Raw genomic sequence first — 14,454 nt, forward strand, 5'->3', positions numbered from 1 at the left:
AAACTTGACAAAGATTGGAAACAAGGATATAATTACCAACGTTATTTATAAACTTAGAAAAAATTAATTGAGTTCATCAGTATAGCAAGACTTATTAGGAATTTTATTTAAAGAAGATGATACTCAATTTATAGGAAAGGATTTTATGTCAGACAGAATAAAGGCTTTAATTGCCTTAGGGATATTTACATTTATGTCAACATTGGATGGTTCAATTGTTAATATTGCTCTACCAACAATGTCAAAGGAGCTTCATGTCTCTACTTCTCAAATCACTTGGGTGGTGACAATCTATTTAATTGTAATTTCAGCGATTGTACTGATTTTTGGCCGTTTAGGCGATTTAATAGGTAAATCACGAATTGCCCGCATTGGTTGGGGGATTTTTATTTTAGGCTCGGCACTTGCTGGGTTAAATTTTGGTTGGGGCTTAGGTTTTCTTCTTTTTGCACGGGTGATTCAGGCTATTGGGGCGTCAATGTTTATGGCAACCGGTTTTGGAATTATTTCAGAAATTTTCCCACCTGAAAGTCGAGCAAGAGCACTTTCCATTTCAGCGATGTTTGTATCGGTTGGCTCAATCGCTGGACCTGCCCTTGGAGGACTGATTTTACAGGTTGCTTCATGGAATTATATCTTTTGGATAAATGTCCCTATCGGAATTTTAGCATGGATTTTTGGAAATCATGCTTTGCCAAAAGAAAAAACCAGTGGAAAATGGTCGGATATTGATTTTAAAGGTGGAACATTAATGACTTCTGTTATTGTTTTACTTTTCTTAGCTCTTAATTTTGGGCAAGCTTTGGGTTGGACCAATCCATTAATTATTATTGGTGCATTGCTTGGCTTTATTCTCTTTGGAATATTTATTTTAACAGAGAAAAAGGTCGCTCAGCCTTTGCTTGATTTAGGAATTTTTAAATCAAAATTATTTTCAATGAGTATTATTATGGCTCTCTTTAATTTTACAGTAGCGATGTTCTCAAGTATTTTGTTACCATTCTACTTACAAGATTTTAGAAATTATGGGCCAGGCTTGGCAGGGATGATTATGATGGCTTATCCTGTTGCTATGCTGATTGCTAGCCCTTTAGCAGGTTCGGCAGCAGATAAAATGGATAAAGAAATTGTTACTTTTGTAGGAATTTCAGGGATTGTTTTGTCACAGCTCGGCTATTTACTGATAAATCCGCATTCTGCTCCATGGCTAGTTGTTGTTATTCTTTTGATTCAAGGAATGTCTATGGGGATTTTCCAAAGTCCGAACAATGCTTTGATTATGGAAACTGTTGACCGTAAGTATTTAGGAATTGCTGGGTCAGTTAATTCTCTTGCCCGTAATATGGCTTTTGTTTTAGGGACATCTTTAGCAACATTGATTTTATTCACAGCGATGTCTAATCAGTTGGGTTATAAGGTAACAACTTATTTGCACAATCAACCAGATGTCTTTTTACACGGTTTCCACGTGGCCTTCTATTTTTCAACATTTCTTGTTTTAGTGACTTGGGTTCTTGGCTTATTCCGTTTGTTGGGACGTAAAAGTAAAATAAAAACAATCTAAATGATTGTTTTTTTTACTGACAGAATTTCTGTCAGTAAAATGTTTACATGTGTAAATTTTCACGTACTAAATATATTGATAATTTAGAAAAGTTTGCTATAATAATTTTTATAACACAAAAATAATTTCTATAAAGGAACAAAATATGTCTAAACTTCTTGTTGTAAAAGGTCACCCACTTACTGCTGATTATTCACTTTCACTCAAAGGTCTTGATGCGTTCGTCAAAGCCTATAAAGCTGCTCATCCAGAAGATGAAATTGAAGAACTAGATGTTTTCAGTGCTGATATTCCAACTTTGAATACTGAATTGGTCAGTGCAATGTTCGCAGGTGAAAATGCTGAACTTACAGCTTCACAAAAAGATAAATTGGCTCGTTTTGCTGGTTTTACAGAACAATTTTTGTCAGCTGATAAAGTAGTCATTGCTAATCCAATGTATAACTTGATGATTCCTGCTGAACTTAAATCTTGGGTTGATACAGTCAATGTTGCCGGTAAAACATTCAAATATACAGCCGAAGGTCCTGTTGGTTTAGCAAATGGCAAAAAAGTCTTGCACTTACAAGCTAATGGTGGAGTTTATGGAGCACAAGATCCAGCAACAATTTACATGTCAGCAATCTTCAATTTTATCGGTAGCGATTTTAGACAAATTGCCGTTGAAGGACATGCTTATGATCCAGAAAAAACAGAAGAACTTCTTGCTGAATTCATTAATAAGGTAGAGTTAGAAGCTCAAACATTCTAAAGAAAAGTCTGTCATTGAACAGACTTTTTATTGAATTTACTGACAGAAATTAGGAGAGTCATATTTTTTCTGTCAGTAAATTGAAAGGATAAAAAATGGTAAAACATCTTTTTAATTCACATATTGATTGGTTAGGGGGAAGAAATTCCATCGGTGACTTACAGGCTGGGGCACTGAATGAAAAAATTTCAATTCCTAAAACTATGGATGGTCCAGGAGTCGGAACTAATCCTGATGAAATGCTACTCGGAGCAGCCAGTACTTGTTATTCGATTACATTAGCTGCCATGCTTGAGCGAAATGATATTCTCCTGGAACATCTGAAAGTAGATGCTAAAGGAGTAGTTGATGTGACAAAAGGAATCTTTACTTATGAAAAAATAACTTATCATGTCGCTATGAAATTGACAAAAGAGTCCGATGAAGTGAAAGCAATTAAACTTGCCAAACGGGCAGAAAGTTCTTGCATGATTTCAAGAGCGATTCAAGGAAATATTGAGTTAGAAACGATTATTAGAATTGAAAAATAAAAAGTTACTGACAGGTCTGTCAGTAACTTTTTATTTTAATTTTTATTTTTCCGACGTTCTAAGAAGTCAAAAAGTAATGTATGATGATTACTTGCAAGTGAATAATCTTCAAGAATGTTAACATTAAGACGCATATCTTTAGCTTCTCGAGCAGTAATTGCTCCAGAGAGTTCATGTTCAAAAATGACTTTACGTTCCAAATAATAGGCCCGCATCATTTCGGTAATGTTGTTAGGCTGAGCCTTATTCATCATCCGTGAAATATGACCACCAGTTGCGACAATTTCAGATGTTCTTAAACGTTCTGATTGTAAGAAATTCAATAGTTGCTCATCAAAGACACCATTTAAATTATCAAGAGCTTGCAAGATAAGTTCGGTATTATTGAAATAAAGTTCAGTAATTTCATCTCGTGTTGTTTCCATTGCCGCCTTTGTTTTCTTGAAATAAAAGTCAACATGTAAGACACGAGAGGTAAGTAAATGAAAAGCACGTAAGGCAATAACATAAACAAATTGGATACTAGAAACCAGTGAATGGACAATACTTGTTTCTAATGAGCGAATATATCGTTGATAAGTTCGGTAAGTATACATTGAAATTTTATTTTCACGCAAGGCAACTTCAAGACCTTCAGATTCAATTCGGATAATCAAAAGTTGCAAATCATTGTAATCAATCGCCATATCTGTTGACTCTTGTTCAATGATTAATTGTTGAATTCGTTCCTGATAAGCATCAATAGCGATATCATAACCCTGAGGGTTTTTAGCCGATTTCATATCGTGATGTAATTCATCAACTACTTCAGATAAAATCGCAATTTTAGAGATATTATTAACTTTAGAAACTTTTTTAACCGCAAAGAAAGGAAGAATGAACATTCCAACTAAGAAACTTAAGCCAGTTACCGCAGCGGCTAGAAAGACGAGAACGGGTTGAACATCTACAGTTCGTGGAACCAAAAGAATCGTTGCGATACTTACTGTTCCTTTAGAACCAGCAAAAGTGAGGAGAAATACATCGTTCCAATAAGCAGAAAATGGTTGTTTTTGTTTAAGGGAGCGAAGCCAATAATAAAAAGCAATGACAACAAATCTGAGTGCAAATAATCCAGCAGTCAAGGCAAGAGCAAGAACAATTAAAAGTGCTGATGAATAAACAGGATCAACTAAAAGTGGAACTACAAGTTGATAAAGTTCAATTCCTAAGAAAAGAAAGACAAAGGAATTTAAAATAAATGTTAAAGTATCCCAAATTGTACTCTTGAGTTTTTCAACTTGAGCATCAAATAAAGTAGTTCTCTTAAGACCGTTTGCTGACATGACTCCAGCAACAACTGCAGCAATGATTCCAGAAACATGTAATTCTTCGGAAATGAGAAAGGCAGCAAGAGGGACAACCAGCTCTAAAAGAAGATAACCAGAAACATCCCGTGCGTCAACATCTTCCAGAAGTCTTAAGACAAGTCCTTTGATGTAAATTAAAGTAAAACCAATAGCAGCTCCACCAAGTGCTGAAATAACCAATTTCATTGTTGCATCTGGGAAAGAGAAATAACCGGTAACTAAAGCAACTAAAGCAATCTGAAAAGAAATAATTCCGGAAGCATCATTGAGCAAACCTTCACCTTGCAAAACACTCATAACCCGACGAGGGAAAGAGAAATTTTTTGATAAAGCTCCAACAGCTACAGCATCAGTAGGAGCGAGACTTGCTCCCAAAGCAAAACAAGCGGCTAAAGGTAATCCCATATAAATCCAATTAGAAATCAAACCCAATCCAAGGGTTGTAATAAAGACAAGAGGGAAAATTAAAACTAAAATAATTTTACTATGTTTTAAAATGTGTTTGACATCAGCTTCCTCGCTCTCTCTAAAAAGAAGAGGAGCAATAATAAATCCTAAGAAATATTCAGGTGCGACATGTAAAACCTCGTCAGCACCAAAAAAGCCCAAAATAAGTCCTAAAACCACTTGAATAAGAGGGAGGGCAAGTTTTGGGAAAACTTTGTTAAGGACATTTGAAAAAACTAATACCAAAAGGAAAACAATGACATAAAAAATAATATGGAGCATAGAGTCCTTTCTGTGTAATTGATTAATGAGCGCCAAAAAGTACAAAGTAGAGCTATCAAAGCTAGCTCTACCGTACCTAATCTACTAATTTATCTCAAACGATTAATTGCTTTTTTCTTTAAAGCAATTTTTTCATTGATTTTTGAGCAGTCTTTTTTACCTAAAAGCGCTTTACAACGTTTGAGTTCCAAATCAGTGAGTTGACGTTTTACACGTTCTTTACGAGCAGCATCAAACTCACCATTTTTAATTAATTCAAGTTTTTGTTCAAGAATTAATTTTTTATTTTTAACTGCATCAATATAATATTTAAGCTCAGAAATATCATCGGCACTTGCATTTTTAGCCAACAAATCCCCTAATTTTTCATCAAGGGTAACAAGCTTATCAGTAAGTAGTTCAAGTTTAGCGTTGAGCTTTTCTTCTTTTTCTTCATCCGAAAGGGCCATGAAAGCTTCAAATTTCTTACTATCATCAAGTTTTTCAGATTCTTCAGGACGTTTATTGATGTACATCTCACGCAATTTATTTAACTTATCTTCAAATTTTTTATCTATCATTTTGATCACCTAAAAACATATTCAGTACAGTTATTATAACATATTGTGGCCTAAAAGAAAGAGCAATGCTCAAATTTTTTTAATAAAAAATTCTGTCCCATTTAGAACAGAATTTTTGTTTTATTAATAAGTCAAAACGAAGTTTTTCTTTTTCCCACGACGAATGACAGTTAAACGATTTTCAATTTTATCTGAATCTGTAAGAACATAATCAAGTGCTTGAACACGTTCACCATTGATATAAATCGCACCATTTGTAATATCTTCACGAGCTTGTCTTTTTGAAGGAGCTATTCCAGCAGAGATTAAAAGTTCAACTAAAGTTAAATCTTCATCATCAGTAACTTGATGTTGTGGAGCTGCTTTAAGACCAGTTAAGATTGATTTAGCATCTAATTGACGCAAATCTCCACCGCCAAATAAGATTTCTGATGTTTTAACTGCTTGTTCATAAGCTGCTTTTCCGTGAACTAAGCTGACAACTTCACGAGCCAAAACTTTTTGGGCCAAACGCTCATGACGAGCTGCTTCAAATTGTTCTTCAATTTCAGCAATCTCTTCTAATGAAAGGAAGGTGAAAATTTTCAACATTTTTACAGCATCTGCATCATCAACATTAAGCCAAAATTGGTACATTTCATAAGGAGATGTTTTATCAGCATCAAGCCAAATTGCATTTCCTTCTGATTTACCGAATTTTTTACCAGTTGAATCTGTAATTAATGGAATAGTAATAACATGACCTTGCTTGTTAGCTTTACGACGTAAAAGCTCTGTTCCAGCAGTCATATTTCCCCATTGATCAGAACCACCAAGTTGTAAAGTAACATTGTGCAATTGGTTCAATTCGTAGAAATCATAACCTTGCATAATTTGGTAAGCAAATTCTGTATAAGAAATTCCACTTTCCATCCGTGATTTTACAGAGTCTTTAGAAATCATGTAGTTAACGGTGAAATGTTTACCCACATCTCTGAGGAAATCAATAAAAGTCAGATTTTCAAACCAGTTGTAGTTATTGGTCATTTCTGCCTTATTTTCACCATTTTCAAAATCCAGGAAACGCTCAAGCTGACTACGGATTTTTCCAGACCATTTTGTTACAGTGTCTTTTGTTTGGAGTGAACGTTCTGAATCTTTGAAAGAAGGATCACCAATCAAACCAGTTGCACCACCAACAAGCGCATAAGGTTTATGTCCAGCCATTTGTAGACGTTTCATTGTCAAAATTAGTACAAGATTACCTAAATGAAGGGAATCAGCGGTAGGGTCATATCCTACATAATAGGAAACCATGTCCTCCGTCAGCGCTTTAGAAAGCGCAGCTTCGTCCGTTGTTTGGAAAACCAAACCACGTGCTTTAAGTTCGTCAAAAATGTTCATAAAAAAATCCTTTCTATAATGATTGAGCTGTCCACTTTGGATAAAAAGTAAAAAAATTAACAGCACTGTTTTACATTATAACAAATTAATAAAAAAAATTCTGAAAGTGGCGAAAAATTATTTTAAATTTGATATAATAAAGGCATGAAAAAATCCTCAATTGACTCGCAAGAAGAAGCACGTGCGCGTTTAAAAGAAAAAATGGAAAATAAGCGGCGGAAACAAAGTAAGCCTCTGTCCAAAAATCCTAAAGATAATGATGAAAAATCGGGTTGGTCAATCACTTTTAAGGTGGTCCGCGGACTAATTGTAATTTTTGGAATAATTTTTGCTTTAGCGGGTGTCTTTGGTGCGGCGACAGGTGTAGGCTATTTTGCTCGATTGGTTGAGCAAACGAAGACACCAGATAAAACGGAAATGCTTGCAAAAATTAATGATATTCATGGCGTTTCTGTCATTAATTATAGTAATGGTCAACCAATTTCGGATATCTCTAGTGATTTGGTGCGTGTTACTGTCAAAAGTGACGAGATTTCTCCTAATGTCAAAAATGCTTTAATTGCAACAGAAGATGATAGCTTTAAAACGAATAAGGGCGTGGTTCCTAAGGCAGTTGTTCGTGGAATTCTTGGTTCAGTAGGTGGTGGCACAAGTTCTGGTGGTTCAACCCTTACCCAACAGTTAATTAAACAACAAGTTTTAGGAGATAGTGTTACCTTCCAACGTAAAGCTAGTGAAATTGTCTATGCTCTTAAACTTAATAGCTACTTGAGTAAAGACCAAATTTTGACTGATTATTTAAATGTCTCACCTTTTGGGCGAAACAATAAAGGACAAAATATTGCAGGGATTCAAGAAGCCGCTCTTGGTATATTTGGAAAATCTGCTAAGGATTTAACAATACCTGAGGCTGCTTTTATTGCTGGGTTGCCACAAAGCCCTATCGTCTATTCTCCTTATGCGGCTGATGGTTCTCTAAAGTCAAAAGAAAACATGAGTTACGGTCTCGAGCGTCAAAAAGAAGTCTTGTTTTATCTTTATCGTGGGGGCTATATTTCAGAAGCTGATTACAAGAAATACAAAGCTTATGATATTTCAACAGAATTTTTACAACCAGGAGTAGCTCAATCACAAGAACATGGTTATTTATATAATGTTGTTTATAATGAAGCAATTACTGATATCTATAATTATTTGATTAAGCGAGATAAAGTTTCGGCAACTGATTTAGGAAATGATAGTACTAAACAACGTTATCGAGAATTAGCTGAACAGTCATTGCAAAACGGTGGTTATACAGTAACTACAACTATTAATCAACAAGTATATGATGCAATGCAAAACGCTGTAACCAATTACAGTGGCTTGATGCAAGACGGTACGGGTCTTATTCAAACTGGTAATGTATTAATGGATAATAAAACAGGGGCTGTTTATGGCTTTATTGGCGGTTTGGATTTTTCACAAAGCCAAGTAAACCATGCCTTTGATACTAAACGTTCACCTGGTTCTTCAATCAAACCAATACTAGCTTATGGACCGGCAATTGACATGGGCTTGATGGGTTCAGCAAGTGTTCTATCTAACTATCCCGCAAAATATTCGAGTGGGCAAGACATCGAACACGTCGGCAATATGGGAACGGAGATGATGCCATTTTCAGAAGCCTTGAATGTTTCTTATAATATTCCTGCTTATTGGACCTACCAAACGATTTTGAATAAAGGAAAATCTGTTGAACCTTACATGACGAAGATGGGATATGATGTTGCAGATTATTCTGTAGAGTCACTTCCTCTTGGAGGAGGAATTGATCCAACGGTAGTTCAACATACGAATGGTTATCAAACTTTAGCCAATGGTGGAAAATATGAACCATGGTATATTGTTGATAGTATCAAAGATGATACAGGAAATGTAATTTATCAACATCAAACTACTGGGGGGACTCAAGTATATTCTGAAGCAACATCTACCATTATGGAATATATGCTTCAAGATGCTATCAAATCTCAAAAAACAAGTAAGTTTTATGGTGAGCTACAAAGCCTTAATTCTTCTCTTGCAACTAATGTTCAATGGGCTGGTAAAACAGGAACAACTGATAATTATACAGACGTTTGGATGATGCTTTCGACACCTTCAGTGACACTTGGTAGTTGGGCTGGTCACGATGACAATTCTGCAATGTCTCAGAATTCAGGTTTTATTAATAACGCAAAATTTACAGCTAATTTGGTGAATGCAATTAATGCTGCCGATCCAAATATTTTCGGACCTGGTCAAAAATTTACTGACCCTAATAGTGATCCAAATGTGACTAAGAGTAAAGTATTAGTTTCTACGGGTGAAAAACCAGGAAAAGTTAATGTTAAATTATCAAATGGTAAGACACAAGAGGTTAATCTCGGTGGAGACACTACGACAAGCTTCTGGGCTACAAAGTCTGGTGCTCCTACAACCACATATGATTTTTCTATTGGTGGTTCGGCAAGTGATATAGCTGCTGGTTGGAAAAAGATATTGCCTAATTATAACTTTGGTCAATAAAATACAAAAAATCACTAGGATAGGTTTCCTAGTGATTTTTTCTTTTGTTTTTTAAATTTAATAGTTTTTAATTTCAGCTACTTTTTCAGTACTAAGTGATGTTACGATATTTCTCAAGAAAGTTTGTGCTTGATTGAAATCATCAATATTGAAAATTGTTTGATGACTGTGAATATAACGAGCAACAACACCAATCGTTGTTGAAGGGACTCCATTATTAGCTAAGTGGGCAGCACCTGCATCAGTTCCACCTTTAGCCATATAAACTTGGGTTTTAACTTTAGCCTTATCAGCAGTTTCAAGCAAGAAATTTTTCATTCCAGGGAGCATAATATGACCTGGGTCAAAGAAACGAAGCGTTGTTCCTTCTCCAAGACGACCGTTGTCATCACCAAACGTATCGCTAGCAGGTGAACAATCAACAGCAAAGAACAAATCAGGCTTGAACATAGTTGTAGAAACTTTGGCTCCACGAAGGCCAACTTCTTCTTGAACATTGGCTCCGATAATCAATGTAGCAGGTAATTCTTTGTCAGCTAAAAATTCAAGAAGTTCAAGAATCATTAAACAACCGTAACGATTGTCCCAAGCTTTAGAAATAATATTTTTACCATTAGCAGAGAGAATTGTTTCAGTTTCTGGAATGATTACATCACCTTGAGCGATTCCGAATTCTGTAGCTTCTGCAGCATTCTCAAAAGCTCCATCAAAGACAATATCAGAAATGGCTGGAATTTGAGGAGTGACACCGGTTCCACGAAGAAGATGTGGAGGAAGCCCACCAGTTACGACAGGAATTTTTTTACCTGTACGTGTGAATAATATAAAACGTTGTCCAGAGACAACTAAAGGATTCCAACCGCCAAGTGGAACGACCCGGAATGTTCCGTCAGCTTTGATTGAGCTGACCATAAACCCAACTTCATCCATGTGGGCTGCAATCATAATACGTGGGGCATTTGCTACTTTTGAAGTTTTAGTGACAAATATACCACCAAGACCATCAAATTCTGGTTGATAACCAAGATCAATCATGCGTGTTTTTAAATAGTCACGAACAGGTCCCTCAAAACCAGAAGTCGCTTGAATTTCTGTCAGTGCTTTTACTTTATCGAATAGTTCCATTTTTCTCCTCCGGAATACTGAAAAATTTACTGACAGATTTGTCAGCAAAAATTTTGATGATTTACACTATAATTATACCAATAAATATGTTAAAATTTCCATATGAAAAAAATACTAAAGTTTGGTTTGGGAATTATTGCGGGTGCAACAGTTGCTCACGTTGCCTATCATGGCTATAAAACTATGGAAGAAGAAGTGATTCATGAACTTACTGACAGAGCTCGACAACATTTTTCAACAAGAAAAATAGACGCTTTTTGGATTTTTGAGGAGCCAACTACGGGTGCTCTTTTTGAGGGAGGACTTGTCAGTGAAAATAAGGCAATCACTTTTGAAATCAATGCTAAAACTTTAGAAGTCTTTGAAAAAAATGAAGAAATTCTGTAAGAAAGCTTAGTATTCATTTAGAAATAAAAGGAGAATGTAGAATGATTATTCCAGAAAATATTGAAAATTTAGCCGAACTTGTAAAAGGACCGGAAAAGACAGTCTTCTTTTTCACGGCTGGTTGGTGCGGAGATTGTAATTTTATTAAGCCAAAAATGCCAGAAATTGAAGTAGAAAATCCAGACTTTAAATTTGTTGAAGTAGACCGTGATGAATATATCGATCTTGCGATTGAATGGGGAATTATGGGAATTCCAAGTTTTGTCGTGATTGAGGATGGTAAAGAAAAAGCTCGTTTAGTAAATAAATTACGTAAAACAAAAGAAGAAGTCAATACTTTCTTAGCGAGTGCGAAATAGTATCATCGCAGGACAAGCATTGATATATTAAGAATTATATTCTATAATAATCAATGTTAAGAAATTAAAAGGGAAAAATAAGAAAATGATTGCAACATACAACACAAATGTCGGTGACGTTTTAATGCTTATCACTGCAAATGATAAGGGAGAAAAAGTAAACTTCGAACGTAAGGGAAAAGTAGCTCGTGTTTTTATTGAAGAAACTGGAGCGACGGTTGCTTGGAATATTTTTGAAGCGAAATCTCTATTGGGTAATTTATCAGGAGATGGTCAAGTCAACTTATCATCTGATGATATTGAAACGTTGAACAAAGAGCTTGGGAAATCAGGATTTAGCGATGTTCTTGTTCACGATGCACAACCCAAATTTGTTGTCGCTGAAATTGTTGAAATGGAAGATCATCCAGATTCAGACCATTTACATATCTGTAAAGTTAATGTTGGTTTTGCCGACCCAGTACAAATTGTTTGTGGTGCTCCAAACGCAGCCCTTGGTTTAAAAACAGTTGCTGCTTTACCTGGTGCTATGATGCCTAATGGCTCATTGATTTTCCCAGGAGCCCTTCGAGGTGTTCAATCTTACGGAATGCTTTGTTCAGCTCGTGAACTTGAATTACCTAATGCTCCTGAGGTTCGTGGAATCATTGAATTATCATCAGATTTATCTGCTGGTAAAGCTTTTGATTCAGAAACAATGTGGCAAGCATAATAATAAAACTGTCAAAATAGTTTATTTTGGCAGTTTTTTTATCTAAAAAAATAAAATAATTTTTTCACAAAGTTCACAAGCGCTTACAAAAGAAAATAGAATGACTTATGCTAAACTGAATAATGTAAAAAGAATTTTACATTTAAAGGAGAATTATTAGCATGAAAATCGTAGTTATCGGTACGAACCACGCAGGTATCGCTACAGCAAATACATTAATTGATCAATATCCAGGCCATGAGATTGTTATGATTGACCGTAACAGTAATATGAGTTACTTGGGGTGTGGAACAGCTATTTGGGTCGGAAGACAAATTGAAAAACCAGATGAGCTGTTTTATGCCAAAGCAGAAGATTTTGAAAAAAAGGGAGTAAAGATATTAACAGAAACAGAAGTTTCAGAAATTGACTTTACTAATAAAATGATTTATGCCAAGTCAAAAACTGGAGAAAAGATTACAGAAAGTTATGATAAACTCGTTCTGGCAACAGGTTCACGTCCAATTATTCCTAACTTGCCAGGAAAAGATCTTAAAGGCATTCATTTTTTAAAACTTTTTCAAGAAGGGCAAGCCATTGACGAAGAGTTTGCTAAGAATGATGTGAAACGGATTGCTGTGATTGGTGCTGGTTATATTGGGACAGAAATTGCTGAAGCTGCCAAACGTCGTGGAAAAGAAGTCCTACTTTTTGATGCAGAAAGTACTTCACTTGCTTCATATTATGATGAAGAGTTTGCTAAAGGGATGGATGAAAATCTTGCCCAACATGGAATTGAACTCCATTTTGGGGAATTAGCTCAAGAGTTTAAGGCAAATGAAAAAGGTCATGTATCACAGATTGTAACTAATAAATCAACTTATGATGTTGACCTCGTTATTAATTGTATTGGATTTACAGCCAATAGTGCACTGGCTGGTGAACATTTAGAAACCTTTAAAAATGGAGCAATCAAAGTGGATAAACATCAACAAAGTAGTGACCCAGATGTCTACGCCGTAGGAGATGTTGCGACAATCTATTCTAATGCTTTACAAGACTTCACCTACATTGCCCTTGCCTCAAACGCTGTTCGTTCAGGGATTGTTGCTGGTCATAATATTGGAGGAAAATCAATAGAATCTGTTGGTGTACAAGGTTCTAATGGAATCTCTATTTTTGGTTACAATATGACTTCTACGGGCTTGTCGGTTAAAGCTGCGAAAAAAATCAGCCTAGAAGTTTCATTTAGTGATTTTGAAGATAAGCAAAAAGCATGGTTCCTTCATGAAAATAATGATAGTGTGAAAATTCGTATCGTTTATGAAACAAATAGTCGCAGAATTATTGGTGCTCAACTTGCTAGCAAGAGTGAAATAATTGCAGGAAATATTAATATGTTTAGTTTAGCTATTCAAGAAAAGAAAACGATTGATGAATTAGCCTTACTTGATTTATTCTTCTTACCACACTTCAATAGTCCATATAATTACATGACCGTTGCAGCTTTAAATGCAAAATAAACCATAAAAATCTATCAATTGATAGATTTTTATTTTTTTTGTGACAAATGCTCTAACTTTTCGTATAAAAAGTTAGGAGGATTTTATTATGAATAAAACCATGTTAATTGGACGCTTAACCAGTGCGCCAGAAATTTCAAAAACAACAAATGATAAATCATATGTCCGTGTGACCTTAGCAGTCAATCGCCGTTTCAAAAATGAAAAAGGAGAACGCGAGGCAGATTTTATTTCAATTATTATTTGGGGAAAATCTGCAGAAACTTTGGTTTCTTACGCAAAAAAAGGAAGTCTTATTTCAATTGAAGGAGAAATTAGAACTAGAAATTATACGGATAAGCAAAATCAAAAACATTATGTCACAGAAATCTTAGGACTGAGTTATGATTTACTTGAAAGTAGGGCAACAATCGCTTTACGGGAAAGCGCTGTAAAGGTTGAAGAAACCTTACTTGATGCGGAAGAACTCCCCTTCTAATTTATTTCATAAAATCTAAATGTTTTCTCTTGACTAAATCTGACCATTGAGATAAAATAAGAATATGTTAGCACTCGTTTAATAAGAGTGCTAAAAAATAAAAAATGGAGGAAAATATAATGTTGAAACCTTTAGAGAATCGCGTAGTTTTACGTGTAAAAGAAGAAGAGGAAAAATCAATGGGTGGAATTGTGTTAACAAGCGCTTCCCAAGAAAAACCTCAAACAGCTGAAGTTGTTGCCGTCGGTGAAGGGAAAACAAATCATCATGGAACACTGATTTCTCCACTCGTAAAAGTAGGGGACACAGTAATTTTTGAAAAATTTGCTGGAACGACCGTAAAAATGGATGGTGAAGAATTCTTGATTCTCAAAGATTCAGACCTTCTTGCAATTGTAGAGTAAAATTATAAAAGCAATCATTTTTTTGGTTGTCTTTTGTCTATCTTAAAATCTATAAAATTAAAAATATATTC

General features: G+C 35.2%; 14 protein-coding genes. 10 read left to right on the forward strand and 4 right to left on the reverse strand.

All coding sequences use genetic code 11. The features are described 5' to 3' along the window. Positions 1-145 precede the first annotated feature (145 nt). From LDP15_RS09495 to LDP15_RS09505, 3 genes are all read left to right on the forward strand, one after another. Entirely contained in the window at positions 146-1,564 is a 1,419-nt protein-coding gene (locus LDP15_RS09495; protein WP_015425832.1) for an MFS transporter, read from the forward strand. A gap of 145 nt (positions 1,565-1,709) precedes the next feature. Continuing rightward, the gene (locus LDP15_RS09500; RefSeq protein ID WP_015425833.1) at positions 1,710-2,315 is read left to right on the forward strand and encodes an FMN-dependent NADH-azoreductase; all 606 of its coding nucleotides are present in this window, start codon (positions 1,710-1,712) and stop codon (positions 2,313-2,315) included. 95 nt (positions 2,316-2,410) lie between these two features. After that, entirely contained in the window at positions 2,411-2,845 is a 435-nt protein-coding gene (locus LDP15_RS09505) for an OsmC family protein (RefSeq protein ID WP_015425834.1), read from the forward strand. Positions 2,846-2,880: 35 nt separating this feature from the next. On the opposite strand, the gene LDP15_RS09510 is transcribed toward LDP15_RS09505, so the two are convergent. The 3 genes from LDP15_RS09510 to tyrS all read right to left on the reverse strand — a co-directional run bounded on the left by LDP15_RS09510 (position 2,881) and on the right by tyrS (position 6,866). Continuing rightward, complete coding sequence (locus LDP15_RS09510) at positions 2,881-4,923, reverse strand: sodium:proton antiporter (RefSeq protein ID WP_225513390.1); 2,043 nt, start codon at positions 4,921-4,923, stop codon at positions 2,881-2,883. Positions 4,924-5,012: 89 nt separating this feature from the next. Then, entirely contained in the window at positions 5,013-5,483 is a 471-nt protein-coding gene (locus tag LDP15_RS09515) for a hypothetical protein (protein ID WP_042230071.1), read from the reverse strand. Positions 5,484-5,606: 123 nt separating this feature from the next. After that, positions 5,607-6,866, reverse strand: coding sequence for a tyrosine--tRNA ligase (tyrS, locus tag LDP15_RS09520; RefSeq protein WP_029344840.1), 1,260 nt, complete (start codon positions 6,864-6,866; stop codon positions 5,607-5,609). Between the two features lie 144 nt (positions 6,867-7,010). Between tyrS and LDP15_RS09525 the strand changes: the two genes are divergently transcribed. Then, positions 7,011-9,416 carry a transglycosylase domain-containing protein gene (locus LDP15_RS09525; RefSeq protein ID WP_015425838.1) on the forward strand — a complete coding sequence of 802 codons (2,406 nt, stop codon included), beginning with the start codon at positions 7,011-7,013 and terminating at the stop codon, positions 9,414-9,416. Positions 9,417-9,473: 57 nt separating this feature from the next. Here LDP15_RS09525 and pepA read toward each other — a convergent pair whose 3' ends face one another. Further along, a complete protein-coding gene (pepA, locus tag LDP15_RS09530; protein ID WP_015425839.1) occupies positions 9,474-10,541 on the reverse strand; it encodes a glutamyl aminopeptidase in 1,068 nt (355 codons plus the stop codon). A gap of 102 nt (positions 10,542-10,643) precedes the next feature. Here pepA and LDP15_RS09535 point away from each other — a divergent pair, with 102 nt between their 5' ends. The 6 genes from LDP15_RS09535 (at position 10,644) to groES (ending at position 14,383) form a co-directional block, all read left to right on the forward strand. Continuing rightward, positions 10,644-10,928, forward strand: coding sequence for a hypothetical protein (locus LDP15_RS09535; protein WP_012897223.1), 285 nt, complete (start codon positions 10,644-10,646; stop codon positions 10,926-10,928). A gap of 41 nt (positions 10,929-10,969) precedes the next feature. Continuing rightward, positions 10,970-11,287, forward strand: a complete 318-nt coding sequence (locus LDP15_RS09540) for a thioredoxin family protein (RefSeq protein ID WP_015425840.1) — start codon at positions 10,970-10,972, stop codon at positions 11,285-11,287. A gap of 85 nt (positions 11,288-11,372) precedes the next feature. Next, a complete protein-coding gene (ytpR, locus tag LDP15_RS09545) occupies positions 11,373-11,999 on the forward strand; it encodes a YtpR family tRNA-binding protein (RefSeq protein ID WP_015425841.1) in 627 nt (208 codons plus the stop codon). 161 nt (positions 12,000-12,160) lie between these two features. Beyond that, positions 12,161-13,501: a H2O-forming NADH oxidase gene (gene nox / locus LDP15_RS09550; RefSeq protein WP_015425842.1), complete on the forward strand. Its 1,341-nt coding sequence runs from the start codon at positions 12,161-12,163 to the stop codon at positions 13,499-13,501. Between the two features lie 88 nt (positions 13,502-13,589). Next, positions 13,590-13,979: a single-stranded DNA-binding protein gene (locus LDP15_RS09555; RefSeq protein ID WP_015425843.1), complete on the forward strand. Its 390-nt coding sequence runs from the start codon at positions 13,590-13,592 to the stop codon at positions 13,977-13,979. Between the two features lie 119 nt (positions 13,980-14,098). After that, on the forward strand, positions 14,099-14,383 hold the full coding sequence (groES, locus tag LDP15_RS09560; protein WP_003131589.1) for a co-chaperone GroES: 285 nt from the start codon (positions 14,099-14,101) through the stop codon (positions 14,381-14,383). The last annotated feature ends 71 nt before the right edge of the window (positions 14,384-14,454 follow it).

The organism is Lactococcus sp. SK2-659 (assembly GCF_020218185.2).
In the GTDB taxonomy this organism is placed as follows: Bacteria; Bacillota; Bacilli; order Lactobacillales; family Streptococcaceae; genus Lactococcus; species Lactococcus lactis.

Excerpts from the sequence above, each read along its gene's own strand:
- tyrS (WP_029344840.1), bottom strand. The coding sequence starts at position 6,866 with ATGAACATTTTTGACGAACTTAAAGCACGTGGTTTGGTTTTCCAAACA.
- LDP15_RS09495 (WP_015425832.1), top strand. The coding sequence starts at position 146 with ATGTCAGACAGAATAAAGGCTTTAATTGCCTTAGGGATATTTACATTT.
- LDP15_RS09555 (WP_015425843.1), top strand. The coding sequence starts at position 13,590 with ATGAATAAAACCATGTTAATTGGACGCTTAACCAGTGCGCCAGAAATT.
- LDP15_RS09515 (WP_042230071.1), bottom strand. The coding sequence starts at position 5,483 with ATGATAGATAAAAAATTTGAAGATAAGTTAAATAAATTGCGTGAGATG.
- LDP15_RS09535 (WP_012897223.1), top strand. The coding sequence starts at position 10,644 with ATGAAAAAAATACTAAAGTTTGGTTTGGGAATTATTGCGGGTGCAACA.
- ytpR (WP_015425841.1), top strand. The coding sequence starts at position 11,373 with ATGATTGCAACATACAACACAAATGTCGGTGACGTTTTAATGCTTATC.
- pepA (WP_015425839.1), bottom strand. The coding sequence starts at position 10,541 with ATGGAACTATTCGATAAAGTAAAAGCACTGACAGAAATTCAAGCGACT.
- LDP15_RS09510 (WP_225513390.1), bottom strand. The coding sequence starts at position 4,923 with ATGCTCCATATTATTTTTTATGTCATTGTTTTCCTTTTGGTATTAGTT.
- LDP15_RS09540 (WP_015425840.1), top strand. The coding sequence starts at position 10,970 with ATGATTATTCCAGAAAATATTGAAAATTTAGCCGAACTTGTAAAAGGA.
- LDP15_RS09525 (WP_015425838.1), top strand. The coding sequence starts at position 7,011 with ATGAAAAAATCCTCAATTGACTCGCAAGAAGAAGCACGTGCGCGTTTA.
- nox (WP_015425842.1), top strand. The coding sequence starts at position 12,161 with ATGAAAATCGTAGTTATCGGTACGAACCACGCAGGTATCGCTACAGCA.
- LDP15_RS09500 (WP_015425833.1), top strand. The coding sequence starts at position 1,710 with ATGTCTAAACTTCTTGTTGTAAAAGGTCACCCACTTACTGCTGATTAT.
- LDP15_RS09505 (WP_015425834.1), top strand. The coding sequence starts at position 2,411 with ATGGTAAAACATCTTTTTAATTCACATATTGATTGGTTAGGGGGAAGA.
- groES (WP_003131589.1), top strand. The coding sequence starts at position 14,099 with ATGTTGAAACCTTTAGAGAATCGCGTAGTTTTACGTGTAAAAGAAGAA.